This window comes from Levilactobacillus suantsaiihabitans (assembly GCF_004745505.1).
GTDB classification, from domain to species: Bacteria; Bacillota; Bacilli; order Lactobacillales; family Lactobacillaceae; genus Levilactobacillus; species Levilactobacillus suantsaiihabitans.
Map to the genome: position 1 here is coordinate 260,345 of NZ_RKLX01000001.1, position 19,746 is coordinate 280,090.

At 48.8% G+C, this 19,746-nt stretch carries 17 protein-coding genes; 2 read left to right on the forward strand and 15 right to left on the reverse strand.

From position 1 onward, the window contains the following. Window positions 1-65: 65 nt before the first annotated feature. The 3 genes from EGT51_RS01220 to EGT51_RS01230 all read right to left on the reverse strand — a co-directional run bounded on the left by EGT51_RS01220 (window position 66) and on the right by EGT51_RS01230 (window position 4,031). Window positions 66-1,607, reverse strand: coding sequence for an FGGY-family carbohydrate kinase (locus tag EGT51_RS01220; protein ID WP_135366973.1), 1,542 nt, complete (start codon window positions 1,605-1,607; stop codon window positions 66-68). 96 nt (window positions 1,608-1,703) lie between these two features. Continuing rightward, entirely contained in the window at window positions 1,704-2,480 is a 777-nt protein-coding gene (locus tag EGT51_RS01225) for an SDR family oxidoreductase (protein WP_135366974.1), read from the reverse strand. 123 nt (window positions 2,481-2,603) lie between these two features. Further along, window positions 2,604-4,031 (reverse strand): glycoside-pentoside-hexuronide (GPH):cation symporter, encoded by a 1,428-nt coding sequence (locus tag EGT51_RS01230; protein WP_135366975.1) that lies wholly within the window; start codon window positions 4,029-4,031, stop codon window positions 2,604-2,606. 416 nt (window positions 4,032-4,447) lie between these two features. Here EGT51_RS01230 and EGT51_RS01235 point away from each other — a divergent pair, with 416 nt between their 5' ends. Beyond that, window positions 4,448-5,566 (forward strand): ROK family transcriptional regulator, encoded by a 1,119-nt coding sequence (locus tag EGT51_RS01235; RefSeq protein ID WP_135366976.1) that lies wholly within the window; start codon window positions 4,448-4,450, stop codon window positions 5,564-5,566. 93 nt (window positions 5,567-5,659) lie between these two features. Here the strand turns inward: EGT51_RS01235 and EGT51_RS01240 are convergent, their stop codons facing one another. Continuing rightward, a complete protein-coding gene (locus EGT51_RS01240) occupies window positions 5,660-7,222 on the reverse strand; it encodes a BCCT family transporter (RefSeq protein ID WP_135366977.1) in 1,563 nt (520 codons plus the stop codon). Window positions 7,223-7,257: 35 nt separating this feature from the next. Beyond that, window positions 7,258-8,358 carry an alcohol dehydrogenase family protein gene (locus tag EGT51_RS01245; protein ID WP_135366978.1) on the reverse strand — a complete coding sequence of 367 codons (1,101 nt, stop codon included), beginning with the start codon at window positions 8,356-8,358 and terminating at the stop codon, window positions 7,258-7,260. Between the two features lie 243 nt (window positions 8,359-8,601). On the opposite strand from EGT51_RS01245, the gene EGT51_RS01250 reads away from it, so the two are divergent. After that, on the forward strand, window positions 8,602-9,468 hold the full coding sequence (locus EGT51_RS01250; protein WP_135366979.1) for a LysR family transcriptional regulator: 867 nt from the start codon (window positions 8,602-8,604) through the stop codon (window positions 9,466-9,468). A gap of 48 nt (window positions 9,469-9,516) precedes the next feature. Here EGT51_RS01250 and EGT51_RS01255 read toward each other — a convergent pair whose 3' ends face one another. The 10 genes from EGT51_RS01255 to EGT51_RS01300 all read right to left on the reverse strand — a co-directional run bounded on the left by EGT51_RS01255 (window position 9,517) and on the right by EGT51_RS01300 (window position 19,287). Continuing rightward, window positions 9,517-10,797, reverse strand: a complete 1,281-nt coding sequence (locus tag EGT51_RS01255) for an MFS transporter (RefSeq protein ID WP_135366980.1) — start codon at window positions 10,795-10,797, stop codon at window positions 9,517-9,519. A 34-nt stretch (window positions 10,798-10,831) separates the two neighbouring features. Continuing rightward, window positions 10,832-11,881 carry a proline racemase family protein gene (locus EGT51_RS01260; protein ID WP_135366981.1) on the reverse strand — a complete coding sequence of 350 codons (1,050 nt, stop codon included), beginning with the start codon at window positions 11,879-11,881 and terminating at the stop codon, window positions 10,832-10,834. A 495-nt stretch (window positions 11,882-12,376) separates the two neighbouring features. After that, window positions 12,377-13,141 carry an ABC transporter permease gene (locus EGT51_RS01265; RefSeq protein WP_135366982.1) on the reverse strand — a complete coding sequence of 255 codons (765 nt, stop codon included), beginning with the start codon at window positions 13,139-13,141 and terminating at the stop codon, window positions 12,377-12,379. Then, window positions 13,134-13,844 carry an ATP-binding cassette domain-containing protein gene (locus EGT51_RS01270; RefSeq protein ID WP_135366983.1) on the reverse strand — a complete coding sequence of 237 codons (711 nt, stop codon included), beginning with the start codon at window positions 13,842-13,844 and terminating at the stop codon, window positions 13,134-13,136. Before EGT51_RS01270 ends, EGT51_RS01265 begins: the two co-directional genes overlap by 8 nt. Further along, window positions 13,837-14,211 carry a GntR family transcriptional regulator gene (locus EGT51_RS01275; protein WP_135366984.1) on the reverse strand — a complete coding sequence of 125 codons (375 nt, stop codon included), beginning with the start codon at window positions 14,209-14,211 and terminating at the stop codon, window positions 13,837-13,839. The genes EGT51_RS01270 and EGT51_RS01275 overlap by 8 nt, the downstream gene beginning before the upstream one ends. A gap of 244 nt (window positions 14,212-14,455) precedes the next feature. After that, complete coding sequence (locus tag EGT51_RS01280) at window positions 14,456-15,871, reverse strand: NAD(P)(+) transhydrogenase (Re/Si-specific) subunit beta (RefSeq protein WP_135366985.1); 1,416 nt, start codon at window positions 15,869-15,871, stop codon at window positions 14,456-14,458. Then, window positions 15,868-16,182, reverse strand: a complete 315-nt coding sequence (locus tag EGT51_RS01285) for an NAD(P) transhydrogenase subunit alpha (protein WP_125575806.1) — start codon at window positions 16,180-16,182, stop codon at window positions 15,868-15,870. The genes EGT51_RS01280 and EGT51_RS01285 overlap by 4 nt, the downstream gene beginning before the upstream one ends. A gap of 2 nt (window positions 16,183-16,184) precedes the next feature. Next, entirely contained in the window at window positions 16,185-17,372 is a 1,188-nt protein-coding gene (locus tag EGT51_RS01290; RefSeq protein ID WP_135366986.1) for an NAD(P) transhydrogenase subunit alpha, read from the reverse strand. A gap of 212 nt (window positions 17,373-17,584) precedes the next feature. Then, the gene (locus EGT51_RS01295) at window positions 17,585-18,241 is read right to left on the reverse strand and encodes a hypothetical protein (RefSeq protein ID WP_135366987.1); all 657 of its coding nucleotides are present in this window, start codon (window positions 18,239-18,241) and stop codon (window positions 17,585-17,587) included. A 77-nt stretch (window positions 18,242-18,318) separates the two neighbouring features. Beyond that, entirely contained in the window at window positions 18,319-19,287 is a 969-nt protein-coding gene (locus tag EGT51_RS01300) for an aldo/keto reductase family protein (RefSeq protein ID WP_135366988.1), read from the reverse strand. Between the last annotated feature and the right edge of the window lie 459 nt (window positions 19,288-19,746).

Below are 19,746 nucleotides of genomic sequence, written 5' to 3' on the forward strand. Positions count from 1 at the left end.
GTTAACTGATTGCACACAAAAACGGCCACCTGTGTCCGGGGTAGCCGTTTTTGAACCCAATGTATTTATGATTCCGCAATGCCCGAAATCACTGATAGATCATGCATATCGTTGCCTAAATCCTTGTATAGGTTCCGATATAATTGGTAATACTTGTTGTAAGTCTCGTGTTGCGCAGCCCGTGGCTCAACTTTCTCACCTAAGACCTGCCATTTTTGAACCTCATCGGTGGTCAAGGTGTCGGTTGCCAAGCCAGCTAACATCACGTCACCCAGGTTAGCTTCCGCATCATCGACCGGCGTCCGAACGGCATAGCCCGTAACGTCAGCAAACATTTGGACCCAATCCTTGGAGTGGGTGACCCCACCGGCGATCACAATGTAGTCGCCTAAATCGCGACCCGTGCTTTCGATACTGTGCCGCAATGCGTAGCAGACCCCTTCTTGGAAGGCATGGAATAGATCGGCTTTCGTGTGTACTAGTGAGAGTCCGAAGACCATCCCTTTAGCATCGGAGTTCCATACCGGTGCCCGCTCACCCATGAAGTAAGGCAAGACGACCAAGCCACGACTGCCGGCCGGAACATCCTTCGCCTCTTCACCAAGGGTTACGTAAGCGTTATGACCGCCCTGGTTTTGAACGGCAACTTCGGCATCCCCGAAGTTATCCCGGAACCACTTAGTAATGGCTCCGGCAGTTGCTGAACCACTAAAGTTATAAACCAACTCGCGTGACTTGTAAGGGTATGGCCAAACGATCATGCCCCGACCCTTGATAGGCTTTTCGCTAACCAAGGCCGCGTTCATTGAAGAACCGATGGCTGCAACATAACGACCGGGTTCCAAAACACCCATACCGATATTAGCCGCACCCACGTCGACCCCACCAGCAATGACTGGCGTGCCTTCGTTCAGGCCTAAGTCGGCCGCAGCTTCTGCCGTTAGTCGGCCAGCGACTTCTGTGGCATCCACAAACTTCTGTGGCATCTTATCCATCGGTACACCCATCGCGTCCATCATTTCCTTGGACCAGGTCCCCGTGTTGATGTCAAAAAATCCCCCAATATTACCAGCAGCAGAGTAATCAATTGAGACCGCACCGGTCAACTTGTAAATGGCATAGTTGTTTGGTGGCAAGAACATCGCTGTCTTCTTCCAGTTTTCTGGTTCATGATTCTTGATCCACAAAACCTTCGTGTAGCCGTAGTAAGGGTCAACAACGTCATTCCCGGTAATTTCAGATAACCGTTTCAAATCAACGTTGGCTTTAACCCATTCCGTTTCTTTAGCCGCTCGGCGATCCATCCAAATTAAGTCTGGCCGTACTGGATTCATGTCCTTGTCCACGGGGACGCCAGAACCACCGTACAAACCGCTTAACCCAATACCCTTAATGTCGTCCGGATTGACACCGCTAGCTTTTACAACGGCGCGAATAGAATCGCGCACGCCTTTGTCCCAAACATCTGGCCATTGTTCAGCCCACAGTGGTCGGGGCGTCAAAACGTCATATTCTTCCAAATCCTGAGCAATCAGTTTACCGGTAGTATCCATTAGAATACTCTTGGTTCCGGAAGTCCCGATGTCAGTCCCAATTAAATACTTCATGAGTGGTGTTCCTCTCTTTTCCTAAAATTTCTGTTCATCGTCCATCGCGATATCGTGCTCACTGACACGCCTAGCTAGCGACGGACCAACAGCGATTTACCATGCAGTGAAGGCACCATCAACTAAGTAGTCGGCACCGGTTGAGAAGCTGCTAGTATCACCGGCCAAGTAAACGGCCATACCTTGTAATTCGTTTGGTTCACCCAAACGACCAAGTGGTGCCCAGTCATTCCAGGTCTTGATCAATGGCTTCAAGTCTTCGGAGTTCAGAGTCAAATCAGTTCCCATGTAACCAGGACTCATGGTGTTAACCCGCACACCCTTCTTAGCCCATTCGATTGCTAAGGACTTGGATAATTGAATAACCCCGGCCTTGGTTGCGTTGTAAGAGCATTGTGGTTGTGGCCGGTTAACGATGTGTGCAGACATGGAAGCCGTGTTCACAATGGAACCTGAGCCTTGCTTCAACATGTAACGACCAGCTGCCGTGGAGCATAGGAACACTGCATTCAGGTTCAGGTTGACAACCTTTTGCCATTGGGCGAAGGTCATCTTTTCGGCTGGCACATTCAAGCAAACCCCAGCGTTGTTGAATGCAGCATCCAAACCACCTAATTCCTTAACGACCGTGTCGACCATGTTTTGAACTTGGTCAGGATCCGTAACATCTGTTTGAATAGCAATGGCCTTTTGGCCCGTAGCCTTAGCAATTTCTGCGGCAGTTTCTTGCGCCTTGTCGATGTTGATATCAACAATGGCAACATCCGCACCGGCTTCAGCCAACCCAGTGGCCATGGCCTTGCCTAAACCTTGAGCCCCACCAGTAACGTAGGCTTTTTTGCCATCCAAACGCATGCGATCTAAAATACCCATGAATAATTCCTCCTAAATTTCAAAGTCTTTTTATAAAACGACTTTGTTTAATTCGTGAATAAGCATAATGCCATTCTTTTTAAAAGTCAATGGTTTTTTGACACCGTTTTCATTTTTCGTAAATTAATTAACTTCTGAATCCGCCTCCTTCAGGGTCTGATCCCGCTTCAACCGCTTTTGTAATTCTGCCACAATCTTTTGGTGCTTGGCTTCCGTCAGATCGACCTTGAAATAGAACAGAAGTGCCGCTAGAATCAGCAAGACGATGGGAATGTAGAACATAAATAAGTTAAATTGCGAGACCCCAGCCGCCGTAATATCAGACGGCTTGGCATTACCTGTCATCCCCGCCACAACAGCGACGATGCCCACAATCCCGTTAGAGGCAGCCCCAGCGAGTTTATCGATCAAAGGCCGAACTGATAGCGTAACGGATTCATTGCGGACACCATTAACCAGCTGACCATATTCGACACTGTCGGTAATCGTCATCAGCGTGGCCAAGAAAATCAACGGGTAAGGGAAGAAGTAAAACGATACTGCCAGCAGGACCAATCCGAGATTTTGCCCAGCTAGCAGGAAAATCACGTACCCAACCAGCATAAAGGCAATCCCACCAATGTAGATAGCCCGACGGCGAATCAGCGTTTCCAGTGTGGGGAATAGACCCACAGAAATGACACCGAGAATACACGTGATGACGCCAACCCAAGTATAGGCCGCTGCGTTACCCAATCGATAAGTAAAGTAATACATCAACAGCGAATTGGTGACCACGTAACTGAAGGCAAATAGAAAGTATGAGGCGGCCATCCACAGCAATTGCTTATTGTGACCAATGGCCCGGAAAATATCGGATACCGTCGTGTGCTTCACGTTGGCCCGAATCAGATTATGTTCTTCTTTGATGTTCAGGCAGGTAATCAGCGCACCACCCACACACAACAAGGCCACAATCAAGACGTACCCGGTCCAACCAGCACGGGTCTGTTGACCATAGGGCACCTTAGAAATCAGATGTGAAAACAGCAGAATCGCCGGTGTAATAATGACAATGACGATTTGTGCTCCCAACGTTGACCCAATCCGTGAAGCGGTCCCAAATTTCGTTCGGGTCCGGTTATCCAGGCTAACGGCTGGCAACATCGACCACAACGCAATATCGCTAAACGAATAGAAAACATCGATCATCAAAAATGTAATCGCTACCAAGACTAAGTAAAAAATCGGACTGTTCCAGGCTAAACCAAAGTAGTCTGAGAACAGAAAGACCAAGCCGATAGCCGCTACCACGGATCCAATCATGATCCACGGTCGGAATTTTCCCCAACGGGTATTCGTATTATCAACGATGCCCCCAATCATCGGGTCAAACATGATTTCACCAACCCGAATCACGACAACCATCGTGGTCACGATCCCGACCATCTTTTCGTCGCCGCTGTTCGTAAACAGCTGACTTGTCAGAAACATCATGAAGTAAATACTCAGCGTATTGTAAAACGCATCATGACCAAACGTTCCTAACGCATAGGAAATATACTTTTTCACCACAAGCACCTCTCTAAGTTTGCTCACATTGTTTTATAAAATCGTTTTATAAAACTAATTCGATTGCTATTATATCTGCAAACGTTTTCGGGCGCAATCCTTTTTCTCTATAATTATTCATTTCACAATCAGTCCAATTGAACTGAATTGTCGATTGGCTAGCTGTTTTTGTCCTATACCATCAAGAAAATTATTTGCCAATTCATTTCAATTGATCATTTATTTCAATAGCTAATTTGTCAAAATCACTGGCAAACGGCCTCCTAAAGATAGCGGTTACATTATTTTACAAATCGACTTTCTTCTGCCCAATTTGTGCTACACTGTAGGGTAATAACAGATGGTTGTGTCTGAGGATGCCGCTTAACGTCGGATTCTCACCATCGTTACCTACAAAATATGTAAAGGAGTTAGCTATGAGTACCAGTAACATGCAATCCATCAAACATTCCAACTACTCAGACATTTACCATTTGCTCTACGACAATGAAAAATTATCTAAGCAAGACATCGCGGATCAGCTGAACTTGAGCCTCCCCACGGTTAGCTCTAACTTGCAAAAATTAACTGAGCAAAAATTAATCGTGAAAAATGGACAATTGAAATCACTCATTGGTCGCCGGGCGACTGCCTACTCGATTGATCCCAACGTCAGCCTGAGTATCGGCGTTGAAATTTTCGCGCACCGGGCAACACTGGCCGTACTTAACTTAAAAAATGAAGTGATGGCTCTACAAACCAGTAATTTGGACTTTGCCAACGATGATCAATACGCCCAAGCCCTAGCACAGGCCATCCTGACATTGGTCCAGGAACACGGTTTTAGTCAAAATCAGATTGCCCACGTCGGTATCGGTATTCAAGGCTTAATCGACGGCGATGGCACCACGATTCTCTATGGCAAGATTCTTAATTGTACCGGCATGAAGGCCGCAACCTTTGCGCAATACCTCCCCTTCCCGGTCACCTTCTACCATGACGCCGACTGCGTAGCCCGTGCTGAATACAGCCAGCATCCCACAGACGGCATCTTCCTTTCGATTGGTGAACACATCGGGACAGCAGTTATCGTGAACGGCCACATGTTGAACAGCCCCAGCGGCCGGAATGGCACCATGGAACACATTACGCTCAATGCCAGCAACGGGCCTGTTTGCTATTGCGGGCGGCGTGGTTGCATTGAAACGTACTGCTCTTTGCACTCGCTCCTGCATGAGGACGAATCCTGTACCGACTTTTTTGATCAGCTTGCCCAAGGCGTCCCGGCAGTCAGCCAACGCTTTGACCAATACCTAGATTACCTGGCCGCAGCGATTTACAACCTGCACATGTTCGTGGACATTCCGCTGGTTATCGCAGGAAATCTGACGAAATACTTAACAGCGGAAAATCTAGCTGATCTCAAGCAACGACTCAAGCAGCGCTCTGTCTTTCCGGAAACGGAGAGCTACCTCCGCCTCGGTACCGTCAACAATCATGCCGTTGCTATTGGCGCAGCTATTCCAGCAATTCGGCAACAGCTACAAGACATTTAGCAGCAACTTACCAATACGTGAAAACGACCACCGAGAAAAAACTCGGTGGTCGTTTTTGATGTCAGCCTTACCGGTGCCCGCGGCAAGGCCGATTTAGTTTTTAGCGTCGTCCACACGCTTGATTGCAAGCATTGTTTCATCATACCTTCTGATTGCTTTGACAAACCCAAAAACATAGGCAACCAGAATCAAGAGAATCGGAATTCCAAGAACAACCACCGACGTCTGAACTGTGGTCAGCCCGCCTGACTGAATCAGGATGAATCCCATCAATGATATCGCTATGCCCCAAAATATCTTCAGATAATTGACCCGATGATCATTTGGCAACAGCTCTGATTGATTTACTGACATCTCAGCAATGGAATAAATCATTGATTCGTACTGAGTTACGAATGAGAGAATCACCGCAATCAATCCCAGAATCATCACCAATTTTCCCCAAGGTAACGTGTTCAGGTAAGCGAAGAATGCCACCGGATAACCTTGCGTCTGCAGATCACGCCAGATATCAACATGATGCATCTGAGTAAAAATGGCTGATGAACCAAACGTTCCAAACCAAATGAAGATGAACCCAACTGGCACTAGCAAATTGACCAACACAAACTGACGAATCGTTCGTCCCCTAGCCAACCGAGCCAAAAACAAGCCCGTGATCGGTGCTACTGTTGTCCACCAAGCCCAATAATAAATTGTATTTTTGGCTACCCATCCCGTCTGTTTCACAGGTTCTAAATATAATCCCATTTCAACAAAATTCTTCAGATAGCCGCCAATTGAAGACAACGTATTATTTAAGATGAATACGGATCCACCAAAGATAAACGCCCAAGCCAGTAACGTTGCGAAAACACTCATGTTAATGTTACTGACTAACTTGATACCCCGGTGAATACCGGAACAGGCCGCGTAGATACCGATTATGCCCAATATGGCAATGATAAGGATCTGTAACACCAACGGCTTAATTGCCAACTTAGTCATATAGCGAAATCCCGTTGATAACTGCAATGTCCCTAACCCAACATTGGTTCCCAGTGAGGCCACCAAGACATATAGGCACAACCAATTGACTAGCTGACCCATCCAGCCACTTGCTCGTTCATGCAATAATGGCTGCAATGCCGAATTAAGCGCAAATTTCTGTTTCAAATTCCACAGTGCAAAGGCGAAGCACAGACCCGCTGCCGTGTAAATACCATAAGCCTGAAATCCCCAGTGCAAGTATACATACTGTAGTGCGGTTTCGGCAGCGGCAGCACTATGCGGCAGTAAGTGCGTAAAGGGCGGCGGCGTCATATAATTCGTCAGACCTTCGCTAACACCGTAGAAGACAACGCCTAGAGCCATGCCTGAGGTAAACGTAATCGAAACCCAAGCTGCCATTGACATACTAGGTTGAGCTTGCTTGCCCCCCAACCGAATTTGACCTTGCTTGCCCCAGGCTGCCCACACACAAAACGGGATAAAACTAAAGGTAACCAATGCATAGAGCCAGCTGAAATACCGTTGTGACCATTGAAAGGTTGCATTTACCAATTGTCCAAATTGCTTATGATAAAATACCCCCGCTACAATAACCAACAAAACTAAAACTGCTGGAACTAAAAACACTTTGAGGTCTATGAATTTAAGCCGTTGTTTGAGCCGCATATGCCTACACCTTTCTGAACATCAGCTAATCTTTTCTAGTTTTGAGGGTTCACGTTCAAAACAATCTTACCGACTAACGTCTTGGACAGAAAGACTTTTTGCGCTTCAACGATATCCTTCAATGGAAATTCTTTAGCAACGACTGGCTTAATTTGACCTTTCTCAATATAGCTAATTAAGTTCGTGAAGGCTTCTTTAGTCTGATAGGTGCTCCCGAATAAACTCAAGTCTTTCAAGTACAGGTTACGTACATCTAAGTCCACCATTGGCCCACCAATAGCACCAACGACACCATATTTACCGCCTTTCTTCAAGACTTCCAACAATTCCGGCCATTGTGGACCAGCAACCATGTCCAAAACAACGTCAACCTTCATCTTACCAATCTTCTCAACAAAGCTATCACCACGTAGCAGAATCTCATCAGCGCCATAACCCTTGACCCGATCTTCTTGCCCTGGGTCACAAACGGCAATGACCTTAGCACCACGAATCTTAACTAATTGAACCAGTGCTGAGCCAACACCGCCGGAAGCTCCGGTGACTAAAACAACGTCACCCTTGTTCACGCCAACCCGAACCACTAAGTTTTCTGCCGTTGAATATGAACATGGGAAAGTCGCCAATTCTCCATCACTTAGATCTGAATGAATTTCAAATGCTTCTGATGACAAGGCCTTGGTGTATTCCGCAAAGCTACCATCACATTCAGAACCAAACGTAATGCATTCCAAGCCCTCATCACTAGCTGGTAGCTCTTGCATCGTCCGAATCAAGACACGTTGTCCAATTCGATCAGGACTGACACCATCCCCAACCGCAACGATAACGCCACTGCCATCTGCCCCTTGGATACGTGGGAAATGCATGGCTTCACCCAGCCAAGTACCATCTTCATGAACGTCTTCTTTGAACCCTTTGACGCCACCGGCATTACTTTCCTCTTTAACCTTCTTACTATACCAACCAGTCCGCGTATTAACATCCGTGTTGTTGACCGCAGCTGCACCGATTTTAACCAAGACTTCACCGGCTTCAGGGGTTGGCACTGGAATATCTTCTCGGTACTCTAATTTATCAAAACCACCATTACCCGTTAAGTAAACACCGCTCATTTTTTCTGGAATATCAGTCATGTTCATTTCCTCCTAGTAGCTCAAGAATTCACAAAATTAATTAAATCTCAATACAGCTATCGGATGCGCATCCCTAACTTGTATTTCCATCTTCGATTATATGCTCCTCATGCTCAGTGGCAATCAAATGATAATGAACCTAGAGTTCAATAAATTAAAACGCTTTCACTAAGCGTTGAAGTAGCAATGATTATATGCTACGATTTGCACAAGGAACTCGAAAACATAAAAGGATTTGATAGAATGCAAGAACGCTTTAATCTCGAATACTTGAATACCTTCGTCATTGCCGCTGAAACTAAAAAGTTTAATGTGACCGCTGAAATGGTCTACCGTTCTCACTCTTCTGTCAGTACCCAGATCAAAAAATTGGAGGAGCAAGTGGGCGAACCCCTTTTTATTCGGGAAAAAGATACCCTTACACTGACTCAGGCCGGTGAAACGCTGTATAAATACGCCCAACAAATCTTAGAGCTAAATGATTCCGCATTCAATTCGCTGAACAATGCTGATTGGCAAGGCGCCCTCACTCTTGGCGTTCCCACGGATTATGTTGCCTTTCTCGTCAAAAAAGTCTATCCGACAATCAAACAAGAATTTAACGATTACAATTTTGACATTGTTGCCTCTCGTAGCCGTATCTTACGGAAACAAATGGCTGAAGGGAAAGTTGACATCTCCTTAGTTGCTATGGAACCGCAATATTCAGACGATTACCCCCTCTGGGAAGAGAAAATGTTCTGGGTAGCTAGTCATGATCTAACTCTTGACGCTTCCCAATCCCTCCCAGTTGCGCTATTCTCAGATAATTGCATTGTGAATAACTACTCCTTAAGATGTCTGAAAAAAACTGACGCTAACTTTAAAGTGGTATTTAAAAGCACCATGATGGATAACATTGCTTCAGCGGTACAAGCTGGTGTGGCCGTCTCCTTACTTCCCGAATCGCTCATTACCACTGACATGCGTATTCTCTCCACTGACTTAATCGACTGTCCGTTCAAACTGAAAGTCGGACTAACTAGCAAGGATCAGACACATCGAGATATTGTTCAGCCCCTTGGTCAGTTGATTCGCAGCAAAGTTTCCCTCGCCACAATCCCTGCATAACCAGTAAAGGCATCACCCTAGAAAATCTAGAGTGGTGCTTTTTACTGACTATGCAACATCCTGCGTCTGAACGTTAGACTTAACCTTGGTTCCCTGATGAAGGGCTAGCCACAAAATGCCCCCACCAGCAGCGATGGCAATTAAACAACCGATTGCCATGTAAATCCAAATCATATGATAAGCCTGCGTAGCCGGATACTTATCCAGCCAAGCACCAACTTGCGTAAAGACGTATGCATCAGGTAAAAATCCAATAGTAGAAATGATGCCAGCTGCAGTCCCCGTCATCGTAACCGGAATCCGTGCTTCATCTTGCGTGGCATAGTAAACGCCGCGCGTGCCACTAGCTAAGAATCCAATAGCTAAGGTCATTATGATGATAACCACTGGTGCAGACTTAGGGATAAATAGCATCGCTAGCGCACATGGCAATAGCAACGTCATGCCAATCACACAAGCTTTGGCTGAGGACTTCAGCCACTTATCTGCCATGATTCCAAACAGCGGCATAGCAATCACACCAACCCCGTAGGAGCGGAACGTTGCCACCATACTGACAACACCATTTGAGACTCCCATTCCTGTCAAATAGGGCGTCGTGTACGACTGAAGTGAAAAGACTAAGTAAGTGCCAAAAATTAAGAACGAGACTAGCCATAGTCCTGGCGTTTTTAATAGCGCAACATAGTCTGCCTTAGTTATTTTGGCCTGCGGCTGATCTGGCTGGGTATCTTCACGAACATCAACCAAGACGAAAGCTGCCAAGATACTAGTCGCAAAGTAACAAATTGCATAAAATAATAAGACTGACTTCATTCCCAGCTTAACATTCACAAATTGCGCCAAAATAAATGTCGTGGTAATGGGAAGAAGAATACCAAACCCTGCACGAATACCTTCCGCAAAGCCATAATATTTCCCTTGTCCTTCACTACCCCCTAATATCCGAATAATCCGGACATACGCTGCCCAGAAAATCAGCGTACCATCTAAGGCTAATACAGCATGAATCAATAATAAAATGGGAAAAGACGGCAGAGCCATGTACCACAGAGAGAATAATCCCCCGACAACACCAGAGACCATAATCATTTTCTTCGAACTAATTCTGTCGGCCAAAAAGCCACCAAAAAAGTAACCAACTAAACTAGCGATTCCTACCGCACTAGACAGCAATCCCAGCTGTGTGTTCGTAATGTGCAGTGCACTAATAATCTGATCATAATACACTTCGCGTAAGTAAGGAACGTTGGCAATCGCTCGACCGAAGAATGCTAGTAGTCCAATCATTAGCCATTTTCTAAACGAAGATAATTTTGATAGTTCCAAACAACATCGCTCCTCCCATCAGGGTTTTAATTGCTCACCAAATATCACCGATGGTAAAGCCGTTTTGGAACGGATCCGTATCATCCAAGACCCACTTGTTAAATCCATAAATCCAGCATTGTCCACCCACAGTAGGCACAATAGCTTTATGACCGTGGATCTCGGTATCTTCAATGGCCCGACCTTCAAATCGAATTCCTAGCAAACCTTCGTTAATGAACGGTTGATTTAATTTCAAGCGTCCCTTGGCATGCTCAATCGACATTAGGGCACAAGTCCCAGTACCACAGACACCTCGGTCTAAGGCACCCTTCCAAGTCTCTGGCTTATCAAAATCAACTTTTCCAGTTGGGTACCAGTTGGAAGTACGCATATAAACATCAGGATCATCTGATGGCTCATGCATCATTGACAATGTAATACCAACTCCTGGATAGTCAGGGTGGTTAACCGGCAATTGATCGATTGCTGCTGTCGTCACTAACGAGGAAATTTTAGCAATTTCACTCCCCATTTCTGGTACCAGATGCAAGCCTTCGAATTGCGTTGCATCAATACAGCAATAGAACATCCCACCCCAAGCAATATCAACTTTGACCTTTCCTAAGTGTGGTACGTCAATTTCTTTGTCTAAGTATACTGGAAAGGCCGGAACATTCTTAAAGGTGACACGGGTTACTTTGCCGTTTTTACAGTCAGCTTTAATGTGAATCAAGCCAGCAGGCGCTTCCAAATCGAATTCACTGACTGGTTCTGTCATTGGAATTTGGCCAGTTTCTAGTAAGGCGGTGGCAACCGCAATTGTATTGCCCCCACTCATCATTGGATATTCCGTTTGTTCCATAATGATATAACCTGCCTTGGCCTTGGGATTTTTAGCAGGCACGATCAAGTTTGCACATGTGGCTGGAATACCTCTAGGTTCGCGTAGCATCAATAGACGGACTTGATCATCATTTTTCTTCAGCCATTCTTCCATCTCATACACAGAATCTCCAGGAATTGTAGGCACACCACTCGTAATAACCCGCATTGGTTCACCTTCGTGACACTCAACTGAATCAAACATTCTCTTGAAAGCCATTTCACATTCACTTCTTTCTTTGGATTTGCTGATAACCAATTATCAATCACCATTCGATGGTTGCGCTTTCATTGCTCTGTTGACTTCTTCTATTCCAACTCCCTTCAAAGAACAATTTTTATAAATTAAAGCTTCAATCTCTTGTACAGCCCTATTATTATGCTTATATTGTGAATATTCAATCAAATAAAAATGGATACTCCATTCAAAAAAATTGAATACCTAGTACTGACGCACACGTATCTAGTTTCTTTAGAAAATAATTTCTATTGAACTTGTGCATGGTCCTACAAGAAGACCCGATTCCGTACTTTCGTTACATGCACAGCAATTTAAAATTTTTCACTAATTTCAAACATCACTTTAAAAACCATTCACCCACAAAAACGGGCCTGGGATAAAACATCCCAGACCCTTATGCGTCAATTTAAATGGCCGAAACGTGCGCCAAAAGGCAGCCGTTCCACTCTCGTTTAGCAATTTCTATTCCACTGATTAATTCGGAATCGTTTCAACCCACTTCTTCAGCAGGACCACGTTGATGACAGCTTCAATCGCCGCAATGACCAGGAAGCCCACAATGTTCATGCCGAACAGCGTCTGACCGCTAGCACTCATCATGTCGCTCAAGTTATTGAACTCATGCATCATGAAGGCCGCCACGCGCACGACCAGGTAGATGACGATGATGTAGAGCACGGTGTCAATGGCCCGTCGACTGACATTGGGCAGGAAGTTGTTGGTGGCACTGACCACCAGGTGGACCAGCGAAATCGTCGTCCAGCCGAGAACGACCAGCGCGAGCCCCATCAGCCCCAGGCCAATGACAACCTTGATGGCCTCACCCAACGGATAGCGAGGATCCATCAGATCTGCAAATAGGCTGTTCAAGAACTTGGCATCAATCGTACTGGTGATGGCGTAAAGCACGACCTGAATCACACCGAAGTACAGGAACATCAAGAAGGATGATAACAAATTCGTGAGATATAATTTCGTTTCCCCAATCGGAATCAACCGGTAAGTGTCGCGGGTATAAACGTGTTCGTTGGCCACACTCATGAAGATAAAGGCCGCTAGGAACGCCGGCCCCGACCAAGCTGCTGCCACGCCGAAGAACTCGCCGCTTTGAATACCGCGGGTCACCACGCTCCACAGTAACGTTCCAGCCATCACGGCCAGTTCGGCCAAGAGGATTTTGTTGGTGGTCCGGAACCGTTCGCGACTCATCACTTGAAAGACTTTGCCAAAACTAGTCATGGCTGACACTCCCTTCATACAAACTCTCGTAGTAAGCTTCAATCCCAATGCCAAATTCTTCACGAATGGCGTCGCTAGCCTTATGGGCGTAAATCGTTTGGTTCTTGACGATGACCACCTCGTCTAAAATCGGCGCAATCTCAGCCACGTAATGGTCGGAAATGACCATGGTGGCGTCGGCCGGCTTCCATTTGATAATACTGCTAATAATCTTCTTGCGGCTCATGGAATCGATGCCACTGAAGGGTTCGTCTAGCAGGTACAACTGCGTTTGCCGCGCCAAGGTCAGGGCGATGACGACCTTTTCCTTCATCCCCTTGGACAGCGCGCCCAGTTTCAGGCTGGTGTCAATCTGCAGGAAGGTGACCAGCTCTTCAAACCGTTGGCCGTCGAAATCCGGGTAGACCAGCCGATAAAAATTGGCGACGCGGTCCACTCGAGTGTTGCTCTTGAAGCCCCGCAGTTGTTCGGTGAAACTGACGTGACTCTTGTGGTGGGCAGCCACACTGTCGCCACACACGGCGATGGTCCCAGACCCTTTGGCACTGCCCGTCACCAACCGCATCAACGTGGTCTTCCCCGCGCCGTTTTCGCCCAGGAGGCCCACGATTTTACCCGTCTGCAAGGTCAAATCTACATTATTCAAAATCGTTTTCAAATTGTGCTTGTAAGTGAGTTGTTCGATGGCTAACACATTAGTCATTCTGCTGCCTCCTTTGGGCGATAAATCGTTTCAAGCTCTCGATGATTTGTTCATCGGTTAAGTTCAATGCATGTAATTGTTCGTAGACCCGCTCCAACTGCTCCATGACCAAGTGCTCCTTTAACTGGGTAATCCGGGGTTCATCCATCGTGACAAAGTTGCCCTTGCCCCGCTTGGACTCCAGAATACCCTCCGTAATCATTTCCCCGAGTGCGCGTTGCACCGTGTTCACGTTGACCGTGAGATCGACCGCTAGCTGGCGAACTGCCGGCAACTTATCCCCGGGTTTCAGCTGACCGGTCATCATTTCATGATAAAGATAATTTTTGATTTGGTAATAAATTGGCACCTTATCATCGAACTGCATTTGTCCTACCTCCCTAGTGTTATATTTTACTAGTACACTATAACATGGGGACACAAGACTGGCAACCCTCCTACCACTAAAATTTGAACAACAGGGCATAAAAAACGCGCCCCAACAGCGTTCGTCGACCAGGACGAATTTTGTTGAGACGCGATTTTTCACTGAAATCCTTAGATTTGACCATCGGCGCTGCCAGTTTTGCTAGCCTAGCACCGTGAATGCTCGCCAGTTGGCCCACTCTTGTTTACGCCAAATACTGCTTCGTCGCAGCCACAATCTCTTGCAGCCCCTTCTTGGCATCGGAGAAGAACATCTGCGTGTTGTCCATGGCGAACAGTGGGTTTTGCACGCCGGCATACCCGGTACTCATCGACCGCTTGATAACCACGACCGACTTGGATTTGTCGACGTCCAAGATTGGCATTCCGGAAATGGCGTTGCCACTTTCGCGGGCCAGTGGGTTCGTGACGTCGTTGGCCCCAATGACCAAGGACACGTCGGTGCTCTCAAACAGTGGGTTGGCGTCATCCAACTGCTTCATTTGGTCATACGGCACGTTGACATCGGCCAGCAGCACGTTCATGTGCCCCGGCATCCGCCCGGCAACCGGGTGAATCGCGTAGTTGACGACGATGCCTTGGTCCGTCAAGACCTTGGCCAATTCGGCAACCTCGTGTTGGGCTTGCGCGGCGGCTAACCCGTAGCCTGGCACGATCATGACGCTGTGGGCGTAGGCCAGTTGCAGGCCAATGTCGTCGGCGGAAGTCTCCTTCACATCGACGGGCACATCGGCCGCAGCGACGCCACCGTCGCTATCGCCCGTCCCAAAGCCTCCAGCCAAGATGTTGGCCACGGAACGGTTCATGGCATCGGCCATTTGTAAGGTCAAAATGGTTCCGGCGGCCCCGACTAAGGCCCCGGCAATGATCAGGACTTGGTTGTTAATGACAAAACCGGCAAAGGCCACGGCCAATCCGGTGAAGGCGTTTAACAGCGACACGACCACGGGCATGTCCGCCCCACCAATTGGCAAGGTCATCAGCAAGCCAAAGACCAGACTCATCGCTAACGCCAGCGTGACGTACCAAACATTGGTCGGCAAGCCGATCATCAGGTAGGCCGAGACCAGGATGGCCAGGACCACGACGATGTTTAGCAGCCGGGCGCCCGGAAAACTGATGGGCTTCCCGGAAACGTGACCGGACAGCTTGCCCGTCGCAATCAGTGACCCGGAGAACGTGATGCCCCCGATGATGACGTCCAGTAAGACTGGTAGCGAGAAGGCCACGCTCAGGTTAGCGCCGTCACCCTTCAACAGGTAGTCGAAGATCCCAATCGTGGCGGCCGCGCCACCACCAACGGCGTTGAAGAGACTGACCAGCTGGGGTACGTCGGTCATCGGCACCTTGCGTGCTTTGACGACCCCGTAAAGGATCCCCAGTGCCAGGCCCAGCAATAAGACAATCCAGCCAATGGCATCAATCTTGCCCTCGACCACAATCGTCACAATAATTGTAATAACGGCGAGAAACATCCCCACGGCAGAGAGGCCATTCCCCCGCCGGGCCGTCTTAGGCGAACGCATCAAGTGGACCCCTAAGACGTAGCAGACCGCCGAAACCAAATAAATTAACGCTGAAACTGTTTGTAGCGCACTCATTTCTGCTCAGCCTCCCCCTTCTTCGCGGCCGGTTTCCGGTCAAACATGCCCAACATCCGGTCGGTCACGGTGTAACCACCAGCCACGTTGACTGCGGCAAAGAAGGCCCCGAGAAAGGCCAGCACATAAAATAGCGCACTGTTGGCTTCCGCGGCAATGACAAAGGCCCCGACCACGACCACGCCGTGAATCGCGTTGGCCCCAGACATCATGGGCGTTTGCAAGGTTGCGGGAATCTTACTCATGACTTCGAATCCCACTAATAGACTGAGAACAAAAATGGCTAAATTCGTAAATAATTCCTGACTCATGCCTAATCAACTCCTTTGGTTTCGGTTGATTCTGCTGGCTTAGCCGCTGGGCGCGCCGGCAATTTCAGCGCGTCGCGAACCCGACTGCTGATAATTTCACCATTAGTCGTGGCCAACAGCTCACCAATCACCTCATCGTCCACGTCCAAAACCAATTTACCGTCCTGAACGATGGCAGTTAAGACCGCCTGAACGTTCTTAGCAAACATATCCGAGGCGGAGGCGGGCAACTGGCTGGCCATATCCCCGGCGCCGATGATCTGGGCCTGCTGGGCCGTCGTCACCGTCTTGTCCGGTTGGGACCCGGCCACGTTGCCACCGAGGGCGCTGGCTGCCAAGTCAATGAACAAGGTACCGGCCTTGGCCGCATCCACGGACTTCTGGGTGACCAGCAGCGGTGGCCGCCGTCCGGGAACCTGCGCCGTCGTGATGATGACGTCGTTTTGCGCAATGAAGGCGGCTAACTCAGCCTGTTGTTGCGCCGTTTCTTCTGGCGTCAAGGCGCGCGCGTACCCGCCTTCACCAGTGGCGGAAACGGAGGTCGTCAAAAAAGTGGCTCCCAGCGATTCCACTTCACCACGAGAGGCCGGTCGAATGTCATAGCCCGACACCATCGCGCCCAGCCGCTTGGCCGTCCCGATGGCTTGTAGGCCAGCTACCCCGGTCCCCAGGACCAACACCTTGGTAGGTTTGGCGGTTCCGGCGGCCGTGATCATCATGGGTAAATACCGTGAAAACCGGTCGGCCGCCAGCAACGCGGCCTTGTACCCGGCCACACTGGCTTGCGAGCTCAAGACATCCATGGTCTGGGCCCGCGACACGGTCCGGGGCAGTAGTTCAAAGGCCAACGCATTGACTTTCTTGGCTGCGAGCTCCTGCACATAGTCCAGATCCGTCAGTGGTTGTAACAACCCTAACAAGGTCTGGCCGGCCTTCAGCTGATCGACGACGTCCTTGCCGGGTTGCCCAATCGTGGCCAACACATCCGCGCCTTGAATCGCGGCTTGGCGGTCACAAATCTTGGCCCCCGCGGCCTCAAAGACGGCGTCCGGATAGAAGGACCGGTCGCCAGCCCCCGTTTCGATCAGGACTTGAAACTCACCTTTTACCAATTTACGCACGACTTCTGGCGAGAGGGCGACCCGGTTTTCTCCCGGCGCTTCTCGTAAAGCAGCAATCGTTAATGACATGCCACCCATCTCCTTTTGAGAATTACTTCACAATTCCATCATAGGTCGCGCGCCAAGCTAAAACAAGCCTAACCTGCATAATTGTTCAGTTAATAAGGATACCGTCCAATGGGGTAATTTGTTGATTTATCAACCTTCTGAACGATTCAGTGGCGCAAAAAAGAGTCCCTCGTTATTTTAACGAAGGGCCCTCACTTGACGACCAACTGCCCTTAACTCAGCCAACCGTCCATTTCAAATTTTTTCGCTTGGATAATCTCAGCCGCTAAACTGACCAGGTCTTGAACCTTCCCCCAGTCGGTGTGCTGGACGGCGGCTGCCTGCAGTTGCGCCACTTCATCGGCCGAATACAGCCAGGCCAGCGCGCCTTGTTGGGCGAGAATCAGATACAGATTCACCGCTGCGGTGGTTGGCCGGGCGCTCAGCAGCTGCTGTTTCAGTGCCGTGATAACGGTCTGGCGACTCGCAGCTGTGGGTTCATAGATGACGTGGGGCTTCAGGTTATTTTGGAAAATCACCCGTTCGGTGGTCTGCTCCGCTAGCGTCTCGGCGCCAATGCCGTCGTAAAGCGCATTGACGATATCCCAACTGGTGACCAATTTCAACGCCGTCTTCAGCTGCGAATCTTGGGCCAAATCACCCGTCAGCCGAATCTTAAAGGCGTTCAAGTACTGTGGCAACTGGTCAAACCGCGTCGCATCGGCAATCGTCATCTGCCCAGCATTTGCGGCCAAGATGCCCTGGTCCACCAAGTCCAAGACAGCGGCCAAAACCAAGTAGGCCTGTGTCGTGAACCGGGTCCGCAGCATGGGCCGCTTGTCGATGCGTTCAGTCAGTAATAAATAATTTTTGGCGGTCGTTAATGCCAAAGTGGTCCCTCCCTTTCCCCGTTTGCGCGGGGGCTTACGATTAATAAGGATACCACACGCGAGGCCAGAAGCCCACTCTAGCCGATTTGCCGCGAGAACTTCTTAAACCCAAATAACTGATTGATTCGTTGGTCATACTCAGCCGGAATCTCTAAGTCCAGTGCCTTCAAGTTATTTTGCAACTGCGCCGGCTTGCTGGCACCAGTAATCAGACTGGAGATTCGGGAATCACGCAAGCCCCAGGCCAAGGCAAACGTGGCCAGGTCGGTGTCTAATTCCTTGGCCATCTTGATTAGCGCCTCCACCTTGTCCAGGTTGTCATCGGTCAGTAACGCCTTGATCTGGCCTTGGTACGTGGCCCGTGAACCGGCCGGAATCGGTTGGCCCTTGCGGTATTTACCCGTCAACAAACCTTGAGACAGCGGCGAAAATGGCACGACACCCAAGCCTAATTTTTCGCAAACGTCCAGCAGTTCGTGTTCGATGTAGCGGTCGAACATGTTGTATTGCGGCTGAACCACTGTCATTGGGTGCAGGCCCCGTTCCTGAATAATTAGTTGCGCCTCAAGAATCTGAATTGGCCGCCATTCGCTGACACCGTAATACAAAATCTTCCCCTGATCGACCAAGCCGCTCAGGGTACTCAGGGTCTCTGCCAGTGGCGTTTCCGGGTCAAACCGGTGACAGAAGTACAGGTCCAAGTAGTCCGTCTGTAGGTTTGTCAGCGATTGGTTCACGGATTCCGTGATGTGCTTGCGCGACAGACCGCGGTCGTTGACGCCATCGCCAGTCGGGAAGAAGACCTTACTGGAGACGACCAGTTCCTTGCGCGGAAATTGCTTGAGCGTCTTGCCCAAGAACCGTTCGGCCGCGCCACCACTGTAGGCGTCCGCGCAGTCAAAGAAGTTGATGCCCTTTTCATAGGCCAACTTGATGCTCTGCGCCGCCAGGTCCTGCTTGGCACCGTCGCTAACGTCCGTCATCCAACTGCCCAACGCTAATTCACTGACGCGCAACCCTGATTTACCTAAATGCCGATACTTCATGTCTAAATCCTCCTTGAAATTATGTAACCGCTTTATTTTTGTCGATATATTTAGTTTATCAGTTTTTATTGGTGGTGGCGCGTGATTTATTTAATAAATTTTTCTCGATTCCGGCCTAAGCTTACGCCCACATCAAAAAGGCCGACCCGCAAGTCGACCTTTCCCGTTGATTCAAATCGTTCTGCTGTGATAGTTGGCGACTCAAGCTGAATGCTAGAAACACTGTTGCAATACAACTCATGACGTTAGGCTTAGTTGTTCACTGCATCATAGTGGAAAATGGCTGCCTACCGTTCACCAATCAGCGTTGACTGGTAACCACTAGGCTGTCAGCTAGCCACCGGCCGACCCGCCGTTACTGATAACCGTCAACCTTGCCGGAGGCAGCCAGGGTGGAGCCAGCTGTGTCGGCGGTGTTGGCTGAGGTCTTGTCTCAGCCTACAGCGCGGGACGACTTGA